The following is a 22,674-nucleotide window of genomic DNA, read 5'->3' on the forward strand; positions in this document are numbered from 1 at the left end:
AAGCCGGCATTCGCCCGAGCGGACGATGTCGGAATGTGGTTCTAGTCCCGTTCGCCGAGAGTTTCGACGTAAGCCTTGCCGTAGGGATGAAAATGCTCCTTGCGGCCCTGGTCCCACAGTGCCCTGAGGCCGGGCGCCGCGATGTCCCAATCCGGCCGGCACTTCATGCCGACTGCCCTGAGGTCCTGGCGGAGTTCTTCGACGGTTGGACGGCCGAAGAACCAGTAGCCGTTATAGATCTTGTGAATGACAAGGCCGGGCTCGAGCACGACCACGTGCGGAATCATCGGATTATGGACGGGGTCGGTGTATTCGGCGATGTCGAGATCTTTCTGAACGAGGCGCCGCGAATCCGAGAGGAAGGGCCAGTGCGCTCCGACGCCGCTGCGATATTCACTGGTCTGGGTGATATTGTCGGTCGTGATCGTGACCATCCGGCAATAGCCCACCTCCATTTCGCGATGGAGTTGCAGCAAGCCTTCGGCCTGGCGGCGATCCTTGGGACAAAATCCACCGCGGCCGAGCACGAGTACCATCGGATCGCCCGCCTGCAGCTCGGAGAGCTTTCGATGTTTGCCGGTGTGGTCGCTGAGCTCGTAATCAGGGAAAGTTACTCCCGGTATCATGTCAGGTCGCATTACGCTCTCCCAGTTTTACAGATCAATCACGACGTCGTTTCGGGGCCGCGAGCAGCAGATCAGGACATTGCCGTCCGCCGGCGGATCGAGCGGATCCGGCGCATAGTCGACCGTCCCCGCGATCAATCCGCTCTCGCAATTATGGCAGACGCCGGTCCGGCACGACCAGCGCACGGGGACGTCGCAAGCTTCGGCCAATTCCAGCAGGCTGGCGTAGGCCGGTCCCCAGCACACGTTGAGGCCGCTGCGGGCGAACGAAACCATCGGGCCGGGGCCAGGAGCGCCAACCGGCGAGTGCGCTCGCTTCTGCGGGGAGGACGCTATGCCGGGCGTCAAGGATGGTCCGGCGCCGAACAATTCCGTGTGGATGCGATCCGGTGCGATGCCCAGCGTTGCGAGGCCAGCTTTCAGATCGCTCATGAAAGCTGCCGGTCCGCACAGATAGAAATCGCCGTCACGCGGCACGCTCAGGGTCTGGAGCAAGCGTCCGTCGAGATGTCCGGCTGTATCGAACGCCACATTGAGACGATCGTCCGGGTCAGGCGCGCTGTAGCAGACGTGGCTATGGTGACGAGAGAGCCCACCTAGCAACTCGCGCGCCTCGGCGGCGAATGCATGTTCGCGGCCGTTGCGGGTGCCGTGCAGCCACCACACGTCCCGCGTCGTCCCTTCGGCGGCGAGGGCGTGGAGCATTGCGAGTACCGGGGTGACGCCGATGCCGGCGCTCAGCAGGACGACGGGGCGCGCATCTTGCCGGAGCGTGAAACTGCCGCGTGGCGCACCGAGCTGCACGGCAGCGCCGTCCACCAGCTCGTCGGCGATGTAGCGGCTGGCGGCGCCGTGCGCTTCTCGCTTGACGCTGATGCGATAGGACGCGGCATCGGCGCCGCTCGAGAGCGAATAGCTGCGCGTCATCGCCTGCGCAGCGGAAGGTTCGAGCCTGATGACGACGAATTGACCGGGCAGGGCGGCCGCCACGGGATGTCCGTCGGCGGGTTCGAGGATCAGCGACGTCACGTTGCCGCTTTCGGCGATCTTGCGCGCCACGCGAAATGAGCGGAATCCGCGCCAGGCCGGAGGAGGGCTCGCCGCCGGCCCAAGTCCGGCGTTTCCCGCGATCTTGTTGTCCTTCTGCTGCTCGAGCAGCGCCGCGAATGAACGCTGCCACCCGCGGCTCAGCGCGGGAATCCGCAGCGCGCGCTCCAGGCGTTCGCGCGGATGCGGCGGCAGGTAAAGCAGCGCATTGACCTCGAACACGCTCATGCGCTCGGGTCCCACAGCGATCTGTTTGATCTCGTCACCGGCTTCGACGTCGCCTTCCTCGAGCACACGGAAATAGAATCCGGGCCGCCCGTGCCTGACCAGCAGCGCGGCCATGTCCGGCTCGTCCATCCGAATGCCGAGCCGGTAGCAGGTGACGCGCGGCTGCGTCACTTCGAACAGGGCAGAGCCGATCCTGTAGCGGTCTCCGATGCACACGTTGGTGTCGGCGAGGCCCTCGACCGTAAAGTTCTCGCCGAACTGGCCATGAACGAGGTTCGATCGACCGAGATGCTCCTGCCAGTACCGATAGGATTCGTTCTGATAGACGAATACGGCACGATGTTCGCCGCCATGACCGGCCGTATCGCCCTGGCCGTCGCCATCGATGTTGAGCCGGCGCACCCTGCGCGGGCCTGTGACCTGCGCCTTCCAGATGCCGGTGTGGACGGTCCGACCCTGCCAGGCGACGTCGCGCGGCAGGCCGACATTGATTGAAAGCAGACGTGCCATTGTTCCCGATCTGGCTGCGCGGTTCTGCCGTCATCCTTGCAGCAAGAGGGCGTTTTTGGCTCGTTAGTCGTTGTTAGAGGTTGCGAGCAAGCCTTGCCACCGGCGGCCCTGAGGCCAATCTGAGATGCCGTAACGCCAACGCAATCGGGACAACGGGAGGCCACGATGGATGATCAGGGCAAGCTGGCCGCGCTCCAGCGGCATTGGGACGCTTCGGATGCGAACGATTTCGAGGCCGAGCACGACATCTATCGCGGGGACGCGGTGCTCGACTATCCGCAATCCGGCGAGCGCATCCGCGGTCGCAGCAACATCCAGCAGAGCCGGTTCGTGCAACCGAACAAGAAGCGCTTCACGGTTCGGCGAATCGTCGGCGGTAACGATCTCTGGGTGAGCGAATTCGTGCTGACCTATGACGGGGTGCCGTCTTACGTGGTGAGCATCATGGAATTCCGCGACGGCCTGGTGGCGCACGAGACGCAGTATTTCGGCGACAGGTTCGAGCCCTCGCCCTCGCGGGCGCATCTTGTCGAGCGGGTGGAGTAACACACGGAACCCGATGCGGCGGCTGGTCGCAGTCGCGTCGCCTTGATTCCGACAGTCCCATCTTTATGTGTGGAAGGAACAAGAATCCGGGCCCCTCTGGCGAGGACGCCGACGCGTCGGCAAACCTCGTGATGTCGGATGACCTGTCCCGCGCGAATGCGATGGATCGGCCGATCGTCGGGCCTTCTTGAGAGTCTCTCCGACCCAATCGTCCCCATCGCAGCTCCGTGCGGTCATTTCGCAAGATAAGGGAGCAACGATGTCCGACGCCAAGCATTCCAATCCGATCGAAATCGAGATCACCGAGCCGTCCAGCCTGAACGAGCAGGCTGCGGTGGCGCTGGTGATCGTCGGCGCGCTGGTTGCGGTTGCCGACCGCCAAGTTTCGCCGGTCGAACGCGACGAGGTCGTCCGTTTCATCCGGGATCGCAAGCTCGCACCGCACATATCGGAGGACCGGCTCTACGCCATGTTCGACGAGCTTGCCGAACGACTCGAGGAGCCGGATTTCGCCAATGTGGTGATCGAGAATTTGCGTCCGGTTTCGGACCTGCCGCTGTCGGCTCATTTGATGGAACTGTCGGAGCGCGTCGCGGCCGCCGACGAGGACGTGCATCCCCACGAAGTGCAGGCGATCAAGCTGTTGCGCCTGCTGACGCTGGTGCTGCCGCGCGCAAAGCAGGTGGCGCCGGGTGCAGTGCGGGCCGAACAACGCATCGCCGCCGAGGAGTAAGCATGAGCGTAGTTTCGGACGAAGATAAGACAGGGACTGCGGGTGCTACCGGCCAGATGGCCGGCGGCGACCCGCGCCTCGACAAGCTCGTCCGTCGCCTCCCGCCGCGCATGGGTGACACCGTCACCTATCTGCTCAAGCCGTCCAGCCGCTGGGTGAGAATCCCCTCGGGCGCCTTGCTCATTGTCGGCGGCGTACTCTCCTTCCTGCCGGTGCTCGGAATCTGGATGCTCCCGCTCGGCCTCGCTTTGCTCGCGGAAGACGTTCCCGCACTGCGATCCTCGCGCGGCAAGGTTTTGGATTGGGTCGAGCGGAAGAAGCCGCAATGGCTCGATCCTGCCGCACCGAAAAATGACCAATCATGACTGAATTCATCACCACCGAAGCGCTGACCGCGCTGCTTCAGGTCGTCCTGATCGACCTCGTGCTCGCCGGCGACAATGCCGTCGTCATCGGCCTTGCCGCAGCCGGCCTGCCGGCCGAGCAGCGCCGGCGCGCCATCGTCGTCGGCATCATCGCCGCCACCGTCTTGCGCATCGTCTTTGCCGGCGTCGCGACCCAGCTTCTGCAAGTGATTGGGCTGTTGCTCGCCGGCGGCGTGCTGCTGCTCTGGGTCTGCTGGAAGATGTGGCGGGAGCTGCGCGAGCAGTCCGCGCATGCGAACGAACTCGCTTTCAGCCATGGCGGCAGTAGCGCTGCTCCTGCCTCCCGAAAGACCTTCAGACAGGCGGCCGTGCAGATCGTCGCCGCCGACGTCTCGATGTCACTCGACAACGTGCTCGCGGTCGCGGGGGCTGCGCGCGAGCATCCCTACATCCTCGCCTTCGGCCTGTTATTGTCGGTCGCGCTGATGGGCGTTGCCGCCGATTTGCTCGGCCGCGTGCTCCAGAAGCAGCGCTGGATCGGCTATGTCGGCCTCGCCATCATCGTTTACGTCGCCTTCGAGATGATCTATCGCGGGTCGCTCGAGCTCGCGCCTGTGATCGCGAGTCTCTGAGGCAACGTGCCTGTCCATCATCCGGAGTGATCAATGACGTCCGAACCCAAAGCACCTTCGGCGGTTTCCGTGCCGGCGCCGCAGATCGGCGCGTTTGCCCAACTCATCTTTGGCTCGCGCTGGCTGCAGGTCCCGCTTTATGTCGGCCTGATCGTCGCGCAGGCCGTCTATGTGCTGCTGTTTCTGAAGGAGCTCTGGCACCTGGTCGTGCACTCGTTCGACGCCAGCGAGCAGCAGATCATGCTGGTCGTGCTCGGGCTGATCGACGTCGTGATGATCTCGAACCTGCTGGTGATGGTGATCGTCGGCGGTTACGAGACCTTCGTCTCGCGCCTGAACCTCAGCGGTCATCCGGACGAGCCCGAATGGCTCAGCCACGTCAACGCCAGCGTGCTCAAGATCAAGCTTGCGATGGCGATCATCGGCATCTCCTCGATCTCTCTGCTCAGGACCTTCATCGAGGCAGGTAATCTCGGCACGACGCGGAGTAATTTCACCGAGAGCGGCGTGATGTGGCAGGTGCTGATCCACTTGACCTTCATCATCTCCGCGATCGGCATCGCCTGGGTCGACCGCCTCGGCGATAGCGGCCAGCGCAAGGGAGCCGGCCACGGCTGAGCGTGACACACGGCCGCTCAAAGACCGAAGGCTGCGCTCAGGGACGTCGGCTCCGCGCCAGCGTCTCGGAGGGCGTCTCGCCGAACGCCAATCTGTAGCCGCGCGAGAACTCACCAAGATGCCAGAAGCCGTTGCCGAGCGCTGCGGCCTTGACGCTCATGCCACCGCCTCCGACCATGAGCTGGATGCGGGCGGACCACAGCCGCTTGAGGCGCAGATAGTGGTGCAGGCTCACGCCGTGCACTGCGTGCGCGGCCGTCTGGAGCGTACGCACCGATACGCCGAGCGCAGAGGCGAGGTCGTCACTGTAGAGTGCCCTGCTGCCGGACCACATGACCATTTCGTCGAGGCGCGCGATCAGCTTGCGGTGCTTGGCGAACGATCCGCGTCGCGCGGTTAGCCCGCCTGCCGGCGCGAGCGCATCGTCGAGGCAGGCGAGCAGCGTCTCCTGGATGGGTCGGTTGAGCGCCTCGAATTGCCGGGGATCGTTGCACGCCGAGGCGAGCGAGAACATCTCCAGGATAGCGGTACGCAGGCGCGCCATCGGATGGTCCCGCGCGCGAACATATGCGAGGCCCGTGTCGAAATCCGTCCAGCCGCGATGATGCATGTCCGAGTTGAAGCGCAGCATCAGGTAAGTGTTGGGATGATGCTCGATCGCATCTACGGGCGCTTTGCCGCGCATCATGGCAATCGTGGAATTGTCGACCTCGCGGCCGTTGGAGGTGGAGTGAAACGCGAGGGGGACAACGAGGCCGACACCATTGTCCGTGCCGATCTCGGCCTCAAACCGCCGTGCAAAGGAGCGCTGGAGCACGAACAGCCCATCCTGGAGCGGCAGGATGGCGCGAGACAGCGAGAATTCGCGCGGGCGGAGCGGCGTGCTGATGCCGAGGCCGAGCACCTCGTTGGCGCGAAACTCGGCGAAATCCGAGAAGCGCTCGATGCCGAGGATTCGCGAAGGCTTCAGCCGACATAGCGGCATCTCGGAATCCTGGCGTGAGGGATGAGCCGCAAAATACAAACGGTATCAGATGGTCGACCATCGGCCCTATCCCGGAAGACTACTGCGACGCTTCATCACGCAACCTGCGGATAGGCCGCGTTTTCCCGCCGCTCGCGCTCGCCCAATTCGCGCACCAGCTCCTGGAGGAAGGATTCCGTGTGGGCGGGCAGGGTGCGCTCGGCGCGAACGTAGATGCCGAGATCTGACCACACCGGACTGCCGGCGTTGTCGAGCGGCAGGAAGACGAGCCGGCTGTCGCGCGACAGTCGGTCGATGCCGAGCTGGGTCTGGAAGGCGACGCCGACGCCGCGCGCGGCGAGCTCGCGCATCAGGTCGATCGAGTTGGCCTGGATGGCAGGCTCCGGCGTCTCGGACAGCTGCGCGATCAGCGGCTGGAGCAGATGGTAGATCGATAGCTCCGGCAGCGCGTGGATGACTGGAAAGGCGAGACATTGGGTCAGCGTGACCGTCTTGCCGCGCGCCAGGGGATGATCGCACGCCACGACCGCGCCGAGGCGAAACCGCTTCAACGCGACCTGGCGCAGATCCGGCGGATGGCGAAGCGCCATGGCGATACCGATGTCGGCCTCGCCGCGGCTCAGGGCCTCCAGCACATCCGACGATCCCTTCACCTCGGTGGTGAAGCTGACGCGCCGGGCGCGGCCGCGATGGGCGGCTATCAGGTCCGGCAGCACCGACTCCGTGAGCGACTCGATGCAGGCAATGCTGACAGTGCCGTGCCACGTCCCGGACAGGGACGCGACGTCCGAGCGGAAGCGGTCGAGGTCCTGGAGCACGTTCATGACGTGCCGGGCCAACATCTCGCCGACCGTCGTCAGCGTCAGGCCGCGCGCATTGCGCTCGAACAACGGTGACCCAACCTCTTGTTCAAGCTTGAGAATCTGGCGGCTTACGGCGGACGAGGCAACGTTCAGCAGGCGCGCCGCGGCCCGGATCGAACCGGTGCGGCGAACGGCGTGGAAGTACTGGATGGCCGGTGAGTGAAAGCGCATGGGACCCCCGGCTGGACTATAGCTGTTGCTGAAACGGCATCAACATGTGCGAAATTCTGTGCTTTTCGAGCGCGCTCCTCCCACCTAGGTTCGCCGCCGGATTGCCGGTCCCGCCAGACCGTCATGCCATGCGCAACGAGGCGCCAGGGGATTCGGGGTGGACGAGAACATTGTTTGCGAGGTCGCGCCGGACACGCGCCTGGTCGATCGCCGTCGCGCGGCCGCCTATGTCGGCGTGACCGCCGGACGCTTCGAGCAACTGGTGCGCGACAGCGTCGTGCCACCGCCTGTTATGGTGGACAACAAGCGGCGCTGGCCGCTCGCGTTGCTCGACGTTGCGAAGGACGCGGTTGTCAGCAGCACCATGCCGAGCCTGCCGCAGGTGATGGTTGAGATTGCGCAGGACGCGCGTCTCTGCGAACGGGCCCCGGCACCGGCCTCGCACGAACTGCCGGACCAGGCCTGGTTCGAGCAGCGCGCGCGGTTCGTTCAACGCGTGCGCCGCTCACTGCTCTCGGGCAACGAGATCCGTCTCTTGCGCGAGTTCAAGCTGCTCAGGCAGAACCAGATCAGCATGTTCGGCTATTACGGCAGCTTCGAAGCCCTGATGGTGCGCGGCTACATCGTCGAGCTCGCGCGAAAGCCGCCGTCGAGCCGTCCGCTGGTGACGTACCGGCTGACCGCGCAGGGCGAGCGGGTCCTGTCGGCGCTGAAGGACGAGCCGGCGATCTGACCGGCGCGGACAAGGCGACGGCATCCTTCGGCATCATCGCACGGCGTGCATCTCCAGAAACGCCTTCACGCCGGTGACGGTGCCCGTGTCCGACGGCACATAGCCGGGTAGTGTCGCGACGGCCGCGCGAAAATCGGCGCTGCGGATGATCTCCAGGATGCGCTGCATCGGCCCGGTATCCAGGAACGCGCGCTTGCAGACGAAGAAATAATCCTCGGTCAAGAGCCGGATGAAATCGAGGCCGAAATGCCGGGCCGCGGCTTCGACGCCGAAACTCGCGTCAGCCATGCCGCTCGCGACATAGGCTGCGACCGCGGCGTGGGTGAATTCGATCTGCTGCGCGCCGTTGATGCGGCTCTCGTCGATTCCGTTTGCCGCAAGCAGTTGGTCGAACAGAAGCCGCGTGCCGGAATCGTGATCGCGGTTGACGAAGCGGACTTTGGGTCCGGTGAGATCATCAAGCGAAGCGATGCGCAGCGGATTGCCGCGCGCGACCATCAATCCCATTTCGCGTGTGACGAAGCTGATGATGCGATCCTCGCGGGGATCGAGCCATTCGCGCGCAGCCTTGATGCCCTGGGCGCGCAGCGCGCCGTGCGGCAGATGCAGGCCGGAGAGATCGCAGGCGCCCTGCGCCAGCGAGACCAGCGAATGCTGGTTGCTGACATAGCGCAGATCGACGCCGATGCCGGGCTCGCGGTCGAGGAATTCGCGCAGTTTTGCGACCGCAAAGCCGTGGCTGGCATGCACGCGGATCACCGACGGGCGCTGCTCGAGGAATGGCTTGATCTCGCTTGCCAACTCCTGCGCCAAATTTTCAAGCTGAGGTCCGAGCCGGGCCTGCATGCGCTCGCCCGCCCACACCAGCCGCTCGCCGAACGGTGTGAGCTTTGAGCCTTTGCCGCGCTGGGTCTCGACCAGCGGCGTGCCGAAGAACTCCGACCATTGCTCGATCAGATTCCAGACATGGCGATAGGAGAGATGCGCGTCCCTGGCCGCGCTGGTGATCTTCCCGGTTCTCCTGATCTCGTTGAGGACGCCGAGCATGATGATGGCGGTGCGCGGATTGCCCTCGCGGCGAAACCGCCAGACGGCCTCGATCTCGATCTGAAGCATCGGTCTTCCTTATGAACTGCACTTCATATGATGGTGGTCCATTTGCAATCCATATCATATTTACTCCCGCCCCTAGGCGCCTAGTCTGGTATACCAGAACTGGAGAAAATATGATGTCTGCTGCATATGACTTTGTGCATTCGCCTGCGAGCGAGTTGATGTCCCGCCCACAGCATCTGCTGATCGACGGCCGCCGCGTCCCCGCCAGCTCCGGTCGCACCTTCAAGTCGCTCAATCCGGCCACTGGGCAGGTCATCGCCGTCGTCGCCGAAGGCAACGAGGCCGATGTGGAGCATGCGGTCGCCGCCGCGCGCCGCGCTTTCGAAGGTCCCTGGCGCACGATGCGGGCGTCCGAACGCGGCCAGATCCTGCTGCGCTGGGCAGACCTGCTCAAGGCCCACGCCGAGGAGATCATCGAGCTCGAGTCGATCGACGCCGGCAAGCCGATCTCCGCGACATCGCGGCAGGATTTTCCGGCCGCCGTCGACACGCTGATCTACTACGCCGGTTGGGCCGACAAGATCAGCGGCGACGTCGTGCCCGTGCGCGATGATGCCCTGACTTACACCGTGCGCGAGCCGGTCGGCGTGGTCGCGGCGATCGTGCCCTGGAATTTCCCGCTGATGATCGGGATGTGGAAGCTCGCGCCGGCGCTGGCCTGCGGCTGCACCATCGTGATGAAGCCGGCCGAGCTGACCTCGTTGTCGGCGCTACGCATCGCCGAGCTCGCGCTCGAAGCCGGCCTGCCGGCGGGCGTCTTCAACGTCGTCACTGGCCCCGGCCGGGTCGTCGGCGACGCGCTGGTCAATCACCCTGACGTGGACAAGGTCACCTTCACCGGCTCTCCCGGTGTGGGGCGGGGAATCATGAAGGCCGCCGCAAGCAACTTCAAGCGCATCTCGCTCGAGCTGGGAGGCAAGTCGGCCAACGTCATTTTCGACGATGCCGATCTCGAAGCCGCATCGAAAGCTGCGGCTTCCGGCATCTTCTTCAACGCCGGCCAGGTCTGCTCGGCCGGCTCCCGGGTGCTCGTGCAGGAGAAGGCCTATGACGAGGTCGTCGAGCGACTGGCGGCGCGCGCGAAGTCGCTCAGGATCGGCGACCCGCTCGACCGCAAGACGACGCTCGGTCCCGTGATCTCAGAGAAGCAGATGAAGTCGATCCTCGACTATGTCGAGATCGGCCGGAAGGAGGGCGCGACCCTCGTCACCGGTGGCGAGAAGGTCGGCGACCGCGGCTACTTCATCAGCCCCGCGGTGTTCGCGAATGTCGCGCACGAGATGCGGATCTCGCAGGAGGAGATCTTCGGGCCCGTCGTCAGCGTCATCAAGTTCAAGGACGAGGCCGACGCTTTGCGGATTGCCAACGGCACGGCCTACAGCCTCGCCGCCGGCGTGTGGAGCCGCGACATCGGCAAGCTGCAGCGCTTCGCCAAGCAGGCGCGCGCGGGCACGGTCTGGATGAACACCTATGGCTATACCGACGTGCGGCTGCCCTGGGGCGGCGAGCGCGACTCCGGCCTCGGCCGCGAGCATGGCACCGCCGCGCTCGACAATTTCACCGAGCCCAAGGCTGTCTGGATGAATCTGGCCGTCTGATACCTCCCGAGCGGCCAAGCCTGGAGCCCGCCTGCCCCCACGTGCAGGCGGGCTCTTTTTTCGAGGTTGATAGAATTGTCTGCATTCCGCTCAGCGGCGGCAAACCCTGCGGACAAGAACTGTGCGGCCTTAAACTCCGGCTTTGGAACCGGCGTGCATCCTGCCTGCAACAGGGTGGGGCATCAGCATGTCAGTTCTCAGGGAGGTCGTCGTCGCGGTCGCGGGAGTCTATGCGCTCCTGTTCGCGTGCGACGCAGTGTTCGGGGTCGGCGAGGCACGCTTCGACGACGCCTATTACAGCGCCAGCTTCTACGCGCCGCGGCCAAAGGAGTTTCGTTTCGCCGGCGATACGCCGCCAGCCGTCCGCGTCAGCGAGGCGTTTGCGCAATTCGCGCCGGGCGAAGCCAAGCCGAACAAGCGCTACTCGTCGCTGACCACGATCCTCCGGTAAGCGCCGTCTACTCTCCCTGGAACCATTCCGCGACGCCGCGCCACAATGTGTCGCGGTGGTCGGGGCGGAAGAAGCCGAAATGGCCGATCGCCTTGGCGCCGACGTCGGACGGCTTCACGTTGAGCACCTCCGGCTTGATCGCGGTGAATCCGCTCGCAAGCAGCTCGACCGCGGGCCGCGTCGCCCAGGGATCGTCGGAAAAGCAGAGTGTGCGCAACTCGCCCTTGAACCTGGCGAAATTCTCCAGCGCCGGCAGCTTTGAATCGAAGAGATAACGGGGGCTCGAGACCCACTCGGCCCATTGCAGGAAGACGCCCTTGGGCAAATCCTCACCGATGCCGGCCCAGCCCGGCGCGTAACCGAGCGCGTGCACGAGCGGCACACCGACAAAATTCATGAAGGCAAAGACGCGGTATTTTTCCGGCGACGTCATCAGCCGCCAGGTCGCGGCCTGCGAGGCCACGAACGCGGCGCGCGAAATCTCCGTGTTGTTCGCGATTAGCCCAAGGGCCTGGCCGCCAAAGGAGTGGCCGATATAGGCGAGCGGGAGAGTGTTGTACCGCTCGCGCATCCAGTGCACTGCGGCGGTGACGTCGAGCGCGGCCCAGTCCGACATCGAGGCCTTGAAGCCGACCAGCGATTTCGGCTGGTTGTAGCCGACCATCGCCGGCAGCCGGGAGTCGCCGATGCCGCGATAGTCGTAGGTCAGGACCGCGCAGCCGCGATGGGCGAGATAGGAGGCAAAGCCGCGATAGATTTTTCGCGGGACGGCCGTCGCCGAATTGACCAACACAGCATGACGTTTGGTGCCGCGCGGCAAGAATAGCGTACCGCTCAGCGCATACCCGTCGGTCGCCGGGAAGCTGATCTCGTCGATGAAAACGTCGTCCAGTGCCACGTTCATGGGCCGAAGGTATCTTGCCAGTTTCCAAGCCGTTTCCCAGCAAATGCGAATTTGGCTTTGCCCGCAAGGCTTTGCAGTGCCAGATGGATTTACAACTGGCGGCCGGTGGCCAGCCTGTGTATAAGGCGACCCTCGCAACCCACAGATCAGGTTGTGCTTTTTGCTTCACGGAGAGATTGCGATGTCCGAGCGGTGGACGCCCGAGTCCTGGCGCAGCAAGCCGGTGCTACAGGTGCCCGATTATCCCGACGCCAAGGCCCTGGCCGACGTCGAGGCGCAGCTTGCGACCTTTCCGCCGCTGGTGTTCGCGGGCGAGGCGCGCAATCTGAAAAAGGCGCTGGCGCGGGTCGCGGCCGGTGAGGCCTTCCTGCTGCAGGGCGGCGACTGCGCCGAGAGCTTTGCCGAGCACGGCGCCAACAACATCCGCGACTTCTTTCGCGTGCTGCTCCAGATGGCGGTGGTGCTGACCTATGCCGGCGCCGTCCCGGTGGTGAAGGTCGGGCGCGTCGCCGGCCAGTTCGCAAAACCCCGGTCCTCGCCGATGGAGAAGATCGACGGTGTCGAGCTGCCGAGCTATCGCGGCGACATCGTCAACGACATCGCCTTCACCAAGCAAGCGCGCGTCCCTGATCCGCAGCGCCAGCTGATGGCCTATCGCCAGTCGGCCGCGACGCTGAACCTGCTGCGTGCCTTCGCGACCGGCGGCTACGCCAATCTCGGCAGCGTGCATCAGTGGATGCTCGGCTTCCTCAAGGATAGTCCGCAGTCCCGCCGCTACAAGGAGTTGGCCGACCGCATCTCTGATGCGCTCAATTTCATGCGCGCCTGCGGCCTCGATCTCGAGGCCCACCCGGAGCTGCGCGCCACCGATTTCTACACCAGCCACGAGGCCCTGCTGCTCGGCTACGAGCAGGCCATGACCCGCGTCGATTCCACCACCGGCGACTGGTACGCGACCTCGGGTCACATGATCTGGATCGGTGACCGCACCCGCCAGCTCGACCACGGCCATATCGAATATTTCCGCGGCATCAAGAATCCAATCGGGCTCAAATGCGGACCGTCGCTCAAGCCCGACGAACTGCTGAAGCTGATCGAGGTGCTCAATCCCGACAACGAACCGGGCCGGCTGACGCTGATCGGCCGCTTCGGTTCCGACAAGATCGGCGAGCACCTGCCGAACATGATCCGCGCCGTGAAGCGCGAGGGCAAAGTGGTGGTCTGGTCGTGCGACCCCATGCACGGCAACACCATCACCTCGACGTCAGGTTACAAGACGCGGCCCTTCGACCGCATCCTGTCGGAGGTGAAGTCGTTCTTCGCGATTCACGCCGCGGAAGGCACCCATGCCGGCGGCGTGCATCTGGAGATGACCGGTCAGGACGTCACCGAGTGCCTCGGCGGCGCCCGCGCGATCACCGACGAGGATCTCAACGACCGCTATCACACGGTCTGTGATCCCCGGCTCAACGCCGAGCAATCCATCGACATGGCTTTCCTGGTCGCAGAACTGCTCAAGCAGGAACGCGCCGGCAAGGTCAGGCCGATGCCCGCCGCAGCGGGGCTCTAGAACCTTGCTGCGGATCTGGAAGGCCACGATCAATTCCCGTAACGGTCTGGCCTTTGCGTTCCGCTCGGAGCAGGCCGTCCGCGAGGAAATCGTTGCGCTCCTCTTGTCGCTGCCGCTTGCATGGTTGGTCGGCGCGACCGCGATGCGCGCGGTCGAGCTGATCTGCGCGGTCGCGTTCGTGCTGGTGGTCGAGCTGCTCAATACGGCGATCGAGAAGCTTGCCGACCGGCTGACCATGGATCACGACAAGCAGATCGGACGGGTCAAGGACATGGGGTCGGCCGCGGTCGGTGTTGCGCTGCTGATGGCCGGCGCGTTCTGGATCATCGCCATCATCGAGCGATTGGGATTCCTCTAGAGCGCGTCTCGCGCTTTAGACTGTTTTTGAGCATGATCTTTTCGGAAAACCGCTTCACACTTTTCCGGATCATGCTCTGATCGGAGCGCCATGACCGAACGTCTCAACGCATTCGCGGTCACGCTCGCCCAGCTCAATCCGACCATGGGCGACATCGACGGAAATGCCGCGAAAGCGCGCGCGGCGCGCATGCAGGCAGCCGCCGACGGCGCCGATCTCGTGCTGTTTCCGGAATTGTTCATCGCCGGCTATCCGCCGGAAGATCTGGTGCAGAAGCCTTCCTTTCAGGCAGCTTGCCGCGCTGCGATCGAAGCGCTGGCGCGCGAGACCGCCGATGGCGGGCCGGCCATGCTGGTCGGCACGCCCTGGGTCGAGGAGGGCAGGCTCTACAATGCCTGCGCGCTGCTCGATGGCGGCCGTATCGCTGGCCTACGCTTCAAATGCAATCTGCCGAATTACGGCGTGTTCGACGAGAAGCGGCTGTTTTCGCGTGGCCCCGCGGCCGGCCCCGTCACCGTGCGCGGCGTGCGCGTCGGTGTGCCGATCTGCGAGGACATCTGGCTGGAGGAGTCCGAGGATTACGAGAACGTGGTCGAGACGCTGGCCGAGACCGGCGCCGAGATCATCCTTGTGCCGAACGGATCTCCTTATGCCCGCAACAAGGCCGACGTGCGTTTGTCGGTCGCGGTCGCGCGCGTCACCGAGAGCGGCCTGCCGCTGGTCTATCTCAACCAGGTTTGCGGGCAGGACGAACTGGTGTTCGACGGAGCTTCCTTCGCGCTCAACGGCGACCTTTCGCTCGCAGCGCAATTGCCGGCGTTCGCGGAGAGCGTCACCACACTGCGGTTCACACGAAGCGGCGACGATTGGCGCTGCACCGGTCCGATCGCCGCGCAGCCCGAGGGCGACCACGCCGACTACGCGGCCTGCGTGCTGGGTCTGCGCGACTACGTCGCCAAGAACGGCTTTCCCGGTGTGCTGCTCGGCATTTCCGGCGGCATCGACTCCGCGCTGTGCGCCGCGATCGCGGTCGATGCGCTGGGTGCGGATCAGGTGCATGGCGTGATGCTGCCTTATCGCTACACTGCGGCAAGCTCGATTGCGGACGCCGGCGAGCTCGCCGGCCATCTCGGCATCCGCTACGAGGTGCTGCCGATCGCGGAAGCGGTGGCCGGGTTCGAGACCATCCTGTCCGGCGTCTTCAAGAATCTGCCGCCCGATGTCACCGAGGAAAATCTCCAGGCCCGGACTCGCGGCACGCTGCTGATGGCGATCTCCAACAAGACCGGCCTGATGGTGGTGACGACAGGCAACAAGTCGGAGATGTCGGTCGGCTACGCCACGCTCTATGGCGACATGAACGGCGGCTTCAATCCGATCAAGGATATCTACAAGACGCAGGTGTTTCGGCTGGCAAGCTTGCGCAATTCGTGGAAGCCCGAGGGGGCGCTGGGGCCGGAAGGCGAGGTGATCCCGCCCGACATCATCACGCGTCCGCCGACCGCGGAGCTGCGTGAGAACCAGACCGACCAGGATTCATTGCCGGCCTACGACGTGCTCGATGCCATCCTGGAGCGTCTGATCGAGCGCGAGGAGCCGCTCGACACGATCATCGCCGCCGGCTTCGACCGCGAGACGGTGACCCGCATCGACCATCTCCTCAACGTCGCCGAATACAAGCGCCGCCAGGCCGCGCCCGGCGTCAAGGTGACGGCCAGGAATTTCGGCCGCGACCGCCGCTATCCCATTACCAACCGTTTTCGCGATAAAGGCGAGCAGCTCGCCGCCCCGGACGAGACGCTGGTGTCGCGTGGGAGCAAAGCCTCGATCGACGCATTCGAGGGGTGAGGCTGGCCGGAGGTCGTGGGATGGACGGTTCGTCACGTACGACGCTGTCATCATCCGCGAAGGCGGATGATCCAGTACGCCGCGGCGGACGTTGTCGAAACCCAAGTGATGACACGGAGTACTGGATGCCCCGCCTTGGCGGGGCATGACGGTTGTGCCGCCTACTTCTGCTGTTGCGGCAGGAAGCTTGGCCCGACCGAACGGATCGGCTTGTTCTCGGACGAGGTCGTCGCGGCGCCGGTATCGGCAGGCGGAGTCGTGACAGGTGCAGTCGCCGTGGTCGGCGTCGCACCCTTTTTGCCATTGGCGGCCGGCGTGCCCTTGTTGAGCTGCCGCTGCTGCATTTTCTTGGCGCTCTCCTCGGTGACGATGATGTCACCCTGCTGCTCGGCCGATGCCTTGTCGTCTGCCGATTTGAGCGCGTCCGCCCAGGTCTGGCCAGCGGCCTTGCAGGAGCAGGACGGGTTGAACTCGCTGCGGAATTTGAACGCGGTCGGCAGCGCTGTGTAGGGCTGGCCGCTGGTGGAGACCGCGGAGTTCATGTCCTCGCCGGGATTGCGATGGGTGTAGAGCACGGCTTCGGCGGCCGGGCACAGCGCCTTGCAGGTCTTCTCGTCGTCCGGGAAGCGCGCCGGCACGGTCGCAAACGAGACCGGGAAGTAGGCGCCGTCGCAGGTGCGCACGCACACGGTGCGATAGGTGCCTGATTGCGGGCCGAGATCGGACGGCGGCACGCCTTGCGGATTGTTGGGGTTGTTGCCGCCGAACAGATTGCTCAGGAAGTTGCCGCCGCCTTGCGACTGCGCGGCGTTGGCATATTGCGGGCCGCAATTGTTCTGCGCCAGCGCTGCCAGCACCGAGCGGCGCTGGTTGTCACGCTCGGGGCTGAAGCCGCCGGCGCCGCCGCGCAGGCGTTCGAGATTGCCGGTGATCTGGTCCAGATTGGCGCGCATCTGCTGGATCTGGGTGTTGACCGGACCGCATTGCGCCGACTGGCCGCTGAACAGCGAGAAGAAGCCGGAGGAATCGCAGCCCATGCGCTTGGCCTGCATGGTGACGCGGTCGAGCTCGGCCTGCTGCTTGGTCTGGGACTCCTGATAGCGGCGGATCTGGTCTTCGCGTGCGGGATCACCGCCGCCGCCACGATCGAGCCCGGCGAGCTGGCCTTCCAGGCGCGCGCACATCGGGTTGGGTCCGAGCCCGTTCTGGCCGGGCTGAGGCGGAGGTCCCGGCGGGCCGGCCTGTGCGAACGCGTTATTGGCGAGCGCGACCGTGCTCAAGAGCACGGCGCAGGCAAGAATCGAGCGAGCACGGGAGAGAGAGAAAAATTCAGGCATATCCGCCATTCTAGCGAGGTCACGGCCACGCGTGATGTGGGGGGCCGAAGCGCGCCCTCCCATAGCCGCTTCCTGCGGCATCGTCACGTCGTTTCAGAGGCCAGGAATTGGACCTAAGGTACGCCAGTTCCGAGCGAATTCAGCGCTGGCAGGTGATTGCGACATATTCATCGCAATGGCCATGGGAGCAGTTTGCGCCGGATTTGGGGACAGAACCGGTAATTTCGTCGGGATCGACCCGGCGATAGGCCGAAGCCTGGGCAAAATCGCGTGACTGGCAGTAGGTGCGGGCGACCTGCGCGCCGCATTTGTCGCTTTTGGCCAGGCACTGATCGACGCCGTAGCCATCCGCCTGGTTGGGGATGATGAAGACGCGGGTCTCGGCGAGAGCGTTGGAAACGACGAGGATGGAGGCGCAGGAAATGAGCGCGAGCAATGATCGCATGAAAACACCGGGGGCAAAAAAATAGAAACTGCCAGTTCCAGAATGGGCTCAAATGGTTAAGGATATGAACCATCTATGCGCGGCGGCTGCGCATTGCGGAGATAAAGCGGCATTTTCGCGGCTCTCTTGACGCGGGGCCGCCTGATAGCCCATATGTTCCGTCATGAACGGTCTCCTCGTCATTTGCGCCATTTGCCGCGAGATTACGAGCTAGCGATTCGCTGGCTGGAGCCGTCTTTTCTCAAAACCATTGAGAGCACTGGACGCCCGGCCAACAGCCGACGGGTATCCTTATGGAATTGCGCCTTTACGATACGCTGAGCCGGGAAAAGCGCATCTTCGTGCCGCTCGATGCCAAGAACGTCCGCATGTATGTCTGCGGACCGACCGTCTATGACTTCGCCCATATCGGCAACGCCCGGCCGGTGATCGTGTTCGACGTGCTGTTCCGGCTGCTGCGCCATCTCTACGGTGAGGCGCACGTCAAATATGTCCGCAACATCACCGACGTCGACGACAAGATCAACGACCGCGCCGCACGTGATTTCCCCGGCCTGCCGCTGAACGAGGCGATCCGGAAAGTCACCGAGCAGACCGGCAAGCAGTTTCACGCCGACGTTGACGCACTCGGCGCGCTGCGGCCGAGCGTCGAGCCGCGTGCGACCGAGCATATCGGCGAGATGCGCGAGATCATCGAACGGCTGGTCGCCGGCGGTTTTGCCTATGCTGCCGAGGATCATGTGCTGTTCTCACCGCAGGCGATGAACGCGGCCGATTCCGGGCTGCCGCGCTATGGCGCCCTGTCCAATCGTTCGCTCGACGAGATGGTTGCCGGCGCCCGCGTCGATGTCGCGCCCTACAAGAAGGGCAACACCGACTTCGTGCTGTGGAAGCCGTCCAAGCCCGGCGAGCCGTCATGGCCGTCACCGGCCGGTATCGCCGCGCAGGGGCGCCCCGGCTGGCATGTCGAGTGCTCGGCCATGGCCTGGAAGCATCTCGGCGAGCACTTCGACATCCATGGCGGCGGCATCGATCTCGTGTTTCCGCATCACGAGAACGAGGTCGCGCAGACCTGCTGCGCCTTCCACCGGGAGCGCATGGCGAACTACTGGATGCACAACGGCTTCCTGCAGGTCGAGAGCGAGAAGATGTCGAAGTCGCTCGGCAACTTCGTCACGATTCACGAGCTGCTCGCGGACTGGCCGGGCGAAGTGCTGCGCCTGAATATGCTCAAGACGCATTACCGCTCGCCGATCGACTGGACGATGAAGTCGCTGGAGGAGAGCGCTAGGACGCTCGACGACTGGTATCGGGTTGCGGCTGACGTCGCGCCCGGCAAGCCGGCCCCCTTAGTGGTCGAGCCGCTGCTCGACGACCTCAATACACCGCTGGCGATCGCGGCGCTGCATGGCCTGCGCGGCAGCGACGTTGGTGCCCTCGCGGGTTCGTTGCGGCTGCTCGGCTTTCTCTCCGAGAGTGCCGCGCAGTGGGAAGGGCGCAAGCAGCAGGCGAGCGGCGTCGATGCCAAGGAAGTCGAGCGCCTGCTTTCGGAGCGGACGGCGGCGCGTGCGCGCAAAGACTTTGCGGAGTCCGATCGTATCCGCGATCTGCTTGCCGCGATGGGCGTTGCGATCAAGGACTCCAAGGAAGGCACGACGTGGGAGGTCGCGCGATGAAGCAGCCCGACACACCGTTTCCGCGGCACTGGTTCTATTACATCGCGCTGAAAATCTTGCTGCTCGGCGCTGCCGTGGCGCTGGCGCTGAAACTCTATGGGATGTGGTGAAGACGATGGCACAAGCACTCCCAAAGCCTGGTTTGCGGCCTTTCCTGCCGGAGGACGTGCCGGTTCTTGCCGCGATCTTCACGGCCAGCATCGAAGAGCTGACCGGCGATGACTATAGCGAAGCGCAGCAGCAGGCCTGGATGGCGGCGGCCGAGGACGAAGAATTCGGCAAGCGGCTCGCCTCCGACCTGACGCTGATCGCGACGCTGGAGGGATCACCGGTGGGCTTTGCCTCGCTGCGCGGCAAGGATCATGTCCGCATGCTCTATGTGCATCCAGCCGTGGCCGGGCAGGGCCTGGCGACGATGCTCGTCGATGCCTTGGAAAAGCTTGCGGGCGGCCGCGGTGCCGACAAGCTGACGGTCGACGCCAGCGACAACGCGCAGGGCTTTTTCGCCAAGCGCGGCTACGTCGCCATGCAGCGCAACAGCATCACCGTCAATGACGAGTGGCTGGCCAACACCACCATGCAGAAGACGCTCGGCAGCGGACCCGCGACGGGAGCGCTGCAATGAGCAAGGAGCGCCTCTATCTGTTCGACACTACGCTGCGAGACGGCGCGCAGACCAACGGCGTCGACTTCACGCTGACCGACAAGCAAATCATCGCCCAGATGCTCGATGAACTCGGCATCGACTATGTCGAGGGCGGCTATCCCGGCGCCAATCCGACCGACACCGAGTTCTTCGGCACCAAGCCGAAGTTTTCGCATGCGCGCTTCACTGCGTTCGGCATGACGCGCCGGGCGGGACGCTCGGTCTCCAACGATCCCGGCGTGGCCGGGCTGCTGGAAGCCAAAGCCGACGCGATCTGCTTCGTGGCGAAGTCGTCGGCCTATCAGGTGCGCGTTGCCTTGGAGACGACGAAGGAGGAGAACCTCGCCTCGATCCGCGACAGCGTCGCGGCGGCGAAGGCCGCCGGCCGCGAGGTGATGCTCGACTGCGAGCATTTCTTCGACGGTTACAAGGAAGACGCCGGTTTCGCGCTCGCCTGCGCGAAAGCTGCCTATGAAGCCGGCGCGCGCTGGGTGGTGCTGTGCGACACCAACGGCGGCACCATGCCCAACGAGGTCGAGGCGATCGTTGCCGAGGTGGCGAAGCACATCCCCGGCGATCATCTCGGCATCCACGCCCATAACGATACCGAACAGGCGGTGGCGAATTCGCTCGCGGCGGTGCGCGCCGGCGCGCGCCAGATCCAGGGCACGCTGAACGGCCTCGGCGAGCGCTGCGGCAACGCCAATCTCTGCTCGCTGATCCCGACCTTGAAGCTGAAGGCCGAGTTTGCCGACGCCTTCGAGGTCGGCGTCACGGCGGAGAAGCTCGCGACCCTGGTCAAGGTGTCGCGCACGCTCGACGACATGCTCAATCGCGTGCCGAACCGGCATGCGGCCTATGTCGGCGAGAGCGCCTTCGTCACCAAGACCGGCATCCATGCCTCCGCCGTGCTGAAGGATCCGCAGACCTACGAGCATGTCTTGCCGGAGCTGGTCGGCAATCACCGCAAGGTGCTGGTGTCCGATCAGGCCGGCCGCTCCAATGTTATTGCCGAGCTCGACCGCGCCGGCATCGCTTATGAGAAGAGCGATCCGAAGCTGTCGCGGCTGGTCGAGGAGTTGAAGGAGCGCGAGGCGCAAGGCTATGCCTATGAATCCGCCAACGCCTCGTTCGAGCTGCTGGCGCGGCGCACGCTCGGCAGGGTGCCGCATTATTTCGAGGTCGAGCAGTTCGACGTCAATGTCGAGCAGCGCTACAATTCGCACGGCGAGCGCGTCACCGTGGCGCTGGCGGTGGTCAAGGTCGACGTCGCCGGCGAGCATCTGATCTCGGCGGCCGAAGGCAACGGTCCCGTCAACGCACTCGACGTCGCTCTGCGCAAGGATCTCGGCAAGTACCAGAAATATATCGAAGGCCTGACGCTGATCGACTATCGCGTCCGTATCCTCAACGGCGGCACCGGCGCGGTCACGCGCGTCCTGATCGAGAGCGAGGACGAGAACGGCGACAGCTGGACCACGGTCGGGGTGTCCCCCAACATTATCGACGCCTCGTTCCAGGCGCTGATGGATTCGGTGATCTACAAGCTGGTGAAGTCGGGCGCGCCGGCATAGGGGACATGGCGCCAAGAACGCAATGACGAGGAGAGAGGGGAGCGCGACCCATGATCGACCACATCTCCGTCGGCGTCAGCGACCTGCAGCGCTCGGCGACATTTTACGAAGCGGCGCTCGGGGCCCTCGGACTCGCGCGCGTCGTCACGCGACCGCGGACGATCGGCTTCGGCAAGGCCTATCCCGAATTCTGGATCAATCTGCGCGAGGGCATGCCGCACGTCACGTCGGAGAGCGGCGTGCATATCTGCCTGCGGGCCAGGACGACCGCCGAGGTCGATGCATTTCACGCCGCAGCGCTGTCCGCCGGCGGTGCGTCCGACGGCGCGCCGGGTATCCGCCCGCACGATCGCGTGCGCTATTACGCAGCCTTTGTCGTCGACCCCGATGGCAACCGGATCGAGGCGGTGACGTTTCCTGCGGACTAAAGCTTGCGCGCCATTTCCGGGGCGAGCTGCTTTTCCGCATCTTCGATCTGCGCTGCAGCCGATTTCAGCTTCGGCAAAATCTCTTCGATCCGATCGGCCTTGAGGATGTCGACCGAAAGCCCGGCGCGGATGAACTCGGTCTGACGCATGTGCGACAGCAGCGAGAAGAGCGGCTCCCAGAAATTATCGATGTTGGCCAGCAGCACCGGCTTGGCATGACGTCCGAGCTGCTTCCAGGTCAATTGCTCGACCAGCTCTTCCAGCGTGCCGACGCCGCCCGGCAGCGCCACGAAGGCGTCGGAGCGTTCGAACATCAAGCGCTTGCGCTCGTGCATGTCGGGGGTGACGATCATCTCCTGCACGCGCGTCAGCGCGTTTTCGCGCATCCGCAGGAAGTCGGGGATGATGCCGGTGACGGTGCCGCCGTGATCGAGCACGGAGGTCGCGACCGAGCCCATCAGGCCGAGCGAGCCGCCGCCGTAAACGAGGCGGATGTTGTTCTCGGCGAGCGCCTTGCCGAACGCCTTGGCGCCTTCGGTGAAACGTGGATTGGTTCCTGGGCCGGAGCCGCAATAGACACAGACGGTTTTGATCGTGCTCATTGGTGCCATGATGCATTGCAGCGGAGAGGCGTCAAGCCCAATCGGTGATTCGGGACTTCCGGAA

Annotated in this window: 24 protein-coding genes; 15 read left to right on the forward strand and 9 right to left on the reverse strand. The window is 64.5% G+C overall.

Annotated features, from left to right (window positions below; translation table 11 throughout):
* Positions 1-41: 41 nt before the first annotated feature.
* Both IVB47_RS34010 and IVB47_RS34015 read right to left on the reverse strand, forming a co-directional pair.
* Complete coding sequence (locus tag IVB47_RS34010; protein WP_247286700.1) at positions 42-638, reverse strand: redoxin domain-containing protein; 597 nt, start codon at positions 636-638, stop codon at positions 42-44.
* A gap of 15 nt (positions 639-653) precedes the next feature.
* A complete protein-coding gene (locus IVB47_RS34015; RefSeq protein WP_247468089.1) occupies positions 654-2,411 on the reverse strand; it encodes an MOSC and FAD-binding oxidoreductase domain-containing protein in 1,758 nt (585 codons plus the stop codon).
* A 165-nt stretch (positions 2,412-2,576) separates the two neighbouring features.
* Here IVB47_RS34015 and IVB47_RS34020 point away from each other — a divergent pair, with 165 nt between their 5' ends.
* From IVB47_RS34020 to IVB47_RS34040, 5 genes are all read left to right on the forward strand, one after another.
* The gene (locus IVB47_RS34020) at positions 2,577-2,957 is read left to right on the forward strand and encodes a nuclear transport factor 2 family protein (RefSeq protein WP_027569421.1); all 381 of its coding nucleotides are present in this window, start codon (positions 2,577-2,579) and stop codon (positions 2,955-2,957) included.
* Between the two features lie 259 nt (positions 2,958-3,216).
* Entirely contained in the window at positions 3,217-3,690 is a 474-nt protein-coding gene (locus IVB47_RS34025) for a tellurite resistance TerB family protein (RefSeq protein WP_027569422.1), read from the forward strand.
* Positions 3,691-3,692: 2 nt separating this feature from the next.
* Complete coding sequence (locus IVB47_RS34030; protein WP_027569423.1) at positions 3,693-4,055, forward strand: hypothetical protein; 363 nt, start codon at positions 3,693-3,695, stop codon at positions 4,053-4,055.
* Complete coding sequence (locus IVB47_RS34035; RefSeq protein WP_027569424.1) at positions 4,052-4,687, forward strand: TerC family protein; 636 nt, start codon at positions 4,052-4,054, stop codon at positions 4,685-4,687. The genes IVB47_RS34030 and IVB47_RS34035 overlap by 4 nt, the downstream gene beginning before the upstream one ends.
* A gap of 33 nt (positions 4,688-4,720) precedes the next feature.
* The gene (locus IVB47_RS34040; protein ID WP_027517271.1) at positions 4,721-5,305 is read left to right on the forward strand and encodes a TIGR00645 family protein; all 585 of its coding nucleotides are present in this window, start codon (positions 4,721-4,723) and stop codon (positions 5,303-5,305) included.
* A gap of 37 nt (positions 5,306-5,342) precedes the next feature.
* Here the strand turns inward: IVB47_RS34040 and IVB47_RS34045 are convergent, their stop codons facing one another.
* Both IVB47_RS34045 and IVB47_RS34050 read right to left on the reverse strand, forming a co-directional pair.
* Entirely contained in the window at positions 5,343-6,290 is a 948-nt protein-coding gene (locus IVB47_RS34045; RefSeq protein WP_247468091.1) for a helix-turn-helix domain-containing protein, read from the reverse strand.
* A 95-nt stretch (positions 6,291-6,385) separates the two neighbouring features.
* Entirely contained in the window at positions 6,386-7,324 is a 939-nt protein-coding gene (locus tag IVB47_RS34050) for a LysR family transcriptional regulator (RefSeq protein WP_027569426.1), read from the reverse strand.
* A 157-nt stretch (positions 7,325-7,481) separates the two neighbouring features.
* On the opposite strand from IVB47_RS34050, the gene IVB47_RS34055 reads away from it, so the two are divergent.
* Positions 7,482-8,057 (forward strand): hypothetical protein, encoded by a 576-nt coding sequence (locus IVB47_RS34055; RefSeq protein ID WP_247468093.1) that lies wholly within the window; start codon positions 7,482-7,484, stop codon positions 8,055-8,057.
* Positions 8,058-8,090: 33 nt separating this feature from the next.
* Here the strand turns inward: IVB47_RS34055 and IVB47_RS34060 are convergent, their stop codons facing one another.
* Positions 8,091-9,173, reverse strand: a complete 1,083-nt coding sequence (locus tag IVB47_RS34060) for a substrate-binding domain-containing protein (RefSeq protein ID WP_247468095.1) — start codon at positions 9,171-9,173, stop codon at positions 8,091-8,093.
* A gap of 113 nt (positions 9,174-9,286) precedes the next feature.
* On the opposite strand from IVB47_RS34060, the gene IVB47_RS34065 reads away from it, so the two are divergent.
* Both IVB47_RS34065 and IVB47_RS34070 read left to right on the forward strand, forming a co-directional pair.
* Positions 9,287-10,771: an aldehyde dehydrogenase family protein gene (locus IVB47_RS34065; RefSeq protein ID WP_247468195.1), complete on the forward strand. Its 1,485-nt coding sequence runs from the start codon at positions 9,287-9,289 to the stop codon at positions 10,769-10,771.
* Positions 10,772-10,958: 187 nt separating this feature from the next.
* The gene (locus IVB47_RS34070) at positions 10,959-11,222 is read left to right on the forward strand and encodes a hypothetical protein (protein WP_027517277.1); all 264 of its coding nucleotides are present in this window, start codon (positions 10,959-10,961) and stop codon (positions 11,220-11,222) included.
* A gap of 7 nt (positions 11,223-11,229) precedes the next feature.
* On the opposite strand, the gene IVB47_RS34075 is transcribed toward IVB47_RS34070, so the two are convergent.
* The gene (locus IVB47_RS34075; RefSeq protein ID WP_247468096.1) at positions 11,230-12,126 is read right to left on the reverse strand and encodes an alpha/beta fold hydrolase; all 897 of its coding nucleotides are present in this window, start codon (positions 12,124-12,126) and stop codon (positions 11,230-11,232) included.
* Positions 12,127-12,307: 181 nt separating this feature from the next.
* On the opposite strand from IVB47_RS34075, the gene IVB47_RS34080 reads away from it, so the two are divergent.
* The 3 genes from IVB47_RS34080 to IVB47_RS34090 all read left to right on the forward strand — a co-directional run bounded on the left by IVB47_RS34080 (position 12,308) and on the right by IVB47_RS34090 (position 15,902).
* Complete coding sequence (locus IVB47_RS34080) at positions 12,308-13,696, forward strand: 3-deoxy-7-phosphoheptulonate synthase class II (RefSeq protein WP_247286686.1); 1,389 nt, start codon at positions 12,308-12,310, stop codon at positions 13,694-13,696.
* Between the two features lie 4 nt (positions 13,697-13,700).
* Positions 13,701-14,054, forward strand: a complete 354-nt coding sequence (locus IVB47_RS34085) for a diacylglycerol kinase (protein WP_085395859.1) — start codon at positions 13,701-13,703, stop codon at positions 14,052-14,054.
* A 90-nt stretch (positions 14,055-14,144) separates the two neighbouring features.
* Complete coding sequence (locus IVB47_RS34090; protein WP_247468100.1) at positions 14,145-15,902, forward strand: NAD+ synthase; 1,758 nt, start codon at positions 14,145-14,147, stop codon at positions 15,900-15,902.
* 161 nt (positions 15,903-16,063) lie between these two features.
* On the opposite strand, the gene IVB47_RS34095 is transcribed toward IVB47_RS34090, so the two are convergent.
* Together IVB47_RS34095 and IVB47_RS34100 are read right to left on the reverse strand one after the other, a co-directional pair.
* Positions 16,064-17,248, reverse strand: coding sequence for a DUF2865 domain-containing protein (locus tag IVB47_RS34095; RefSeq protein ID WP_247468103.1), 1,185 nt, complete (start codon positions 17,246-17,248; stop codon positions 16,064-16,066).
* A 130-nt stretch (positions 17,249-17,378) separates the two neighbouring features.
* Positions 17,379-17,684 (reverse strand): hypothetical protein, encoded by a 306-nt coding sequence (locus IVB47_RS34100; RefSeq protein ID WP_247468106.1) that lies wholly within the window; start codon positions 17,682-17,684, stop codon positions 17,379-17,381.
* Positions 17,685-17,977: 293 nt separating this feature from the next.
* On the opposite strand from IVB47_RS34100, the gene cysS reads away from it, so the two are divergent.
* The 4 genes from cysS (at position 17,978) to IVB47_RS34120 (ending at position 22,008) form a co-directional block, all read left to right on the forward strand.
* On the forward strand, positions 17,978-19,360 hold the full coding sequence (cysS, locus tag IVB47_RS34105; protein WP_247468109.1) for a cysteine--tRNA ligase: 1,383 nt from the start codon (positions 17,978-17,980) through the stop codon (positions 19,358-19,360).
* A 115-nt stretch (positions 19,361-19,475) separates the two neighbouring features.
* Positions 19,476-19,985 carry a GNAT family N-acetyltransferase gene (locus IVB47_RS34110; protein ID WP_247408114.1) on the forward strand — a complete coding sequence of 170 codons (510 nt, stop codon included), beginning with the start codon at positions 19,476-19,478 and terminating at the stop codon, positions 19,983-19,985.
* Positions 19,982-21,580, forward strand: a complete 1,599-nt coding sequence (gene cimA, locus IVB47_RS34115) for a citramalate synthase (protein ID WP_027569437.1) — start codon at positions 19,982-19,984, stop codon at positions 21,578-21,580. The genes IVB47_RS34110 and cimA overlap by 4 nt, the downstream gene beginning before the upstream one ends.
* Positions 21,581-21,630: 50 nt before the next feature.
* On the forward strand, positions 21,631-22,008 hold the full coding sequence (locus tag IVB47_RS34120) for a VOC family protein (protein ID WP_027569438.1): 378 nt from the start codon (positions 21,631-21,633) through the stop codon (positions 22,006-22,008).
* Here IVB47_RS34120 and IVB47_RS34125 read toward each other — a convergent pair.
* Positions 22,005-22,610 (reverse strand): TIGR00730 family Rossman fold protein, encoded by a 606-nt coding sequence (locus tag IVB47_RS34125; protein WP_018459347.1) that lies wholly within the window; start codon positions 22,608-22,610, stop codon positions 22,005-22,007. The genes IVB47_RS34120 and IVB47_RS34125 overlap by 4 nt on opposite strands.
* Positions 22,611-22,674: the final 64 nt, after the last annotated feature.

The sequence above is a fragment of the Bradyrhizobium sp. 62 genome (assembly GCF_023073035.1).
Lineage (GTDB): Bacteria > Pseudomonadota > Alphaproteobacteria > Rhizobiales > Xanthobacteraceae > Bradyrhizobium.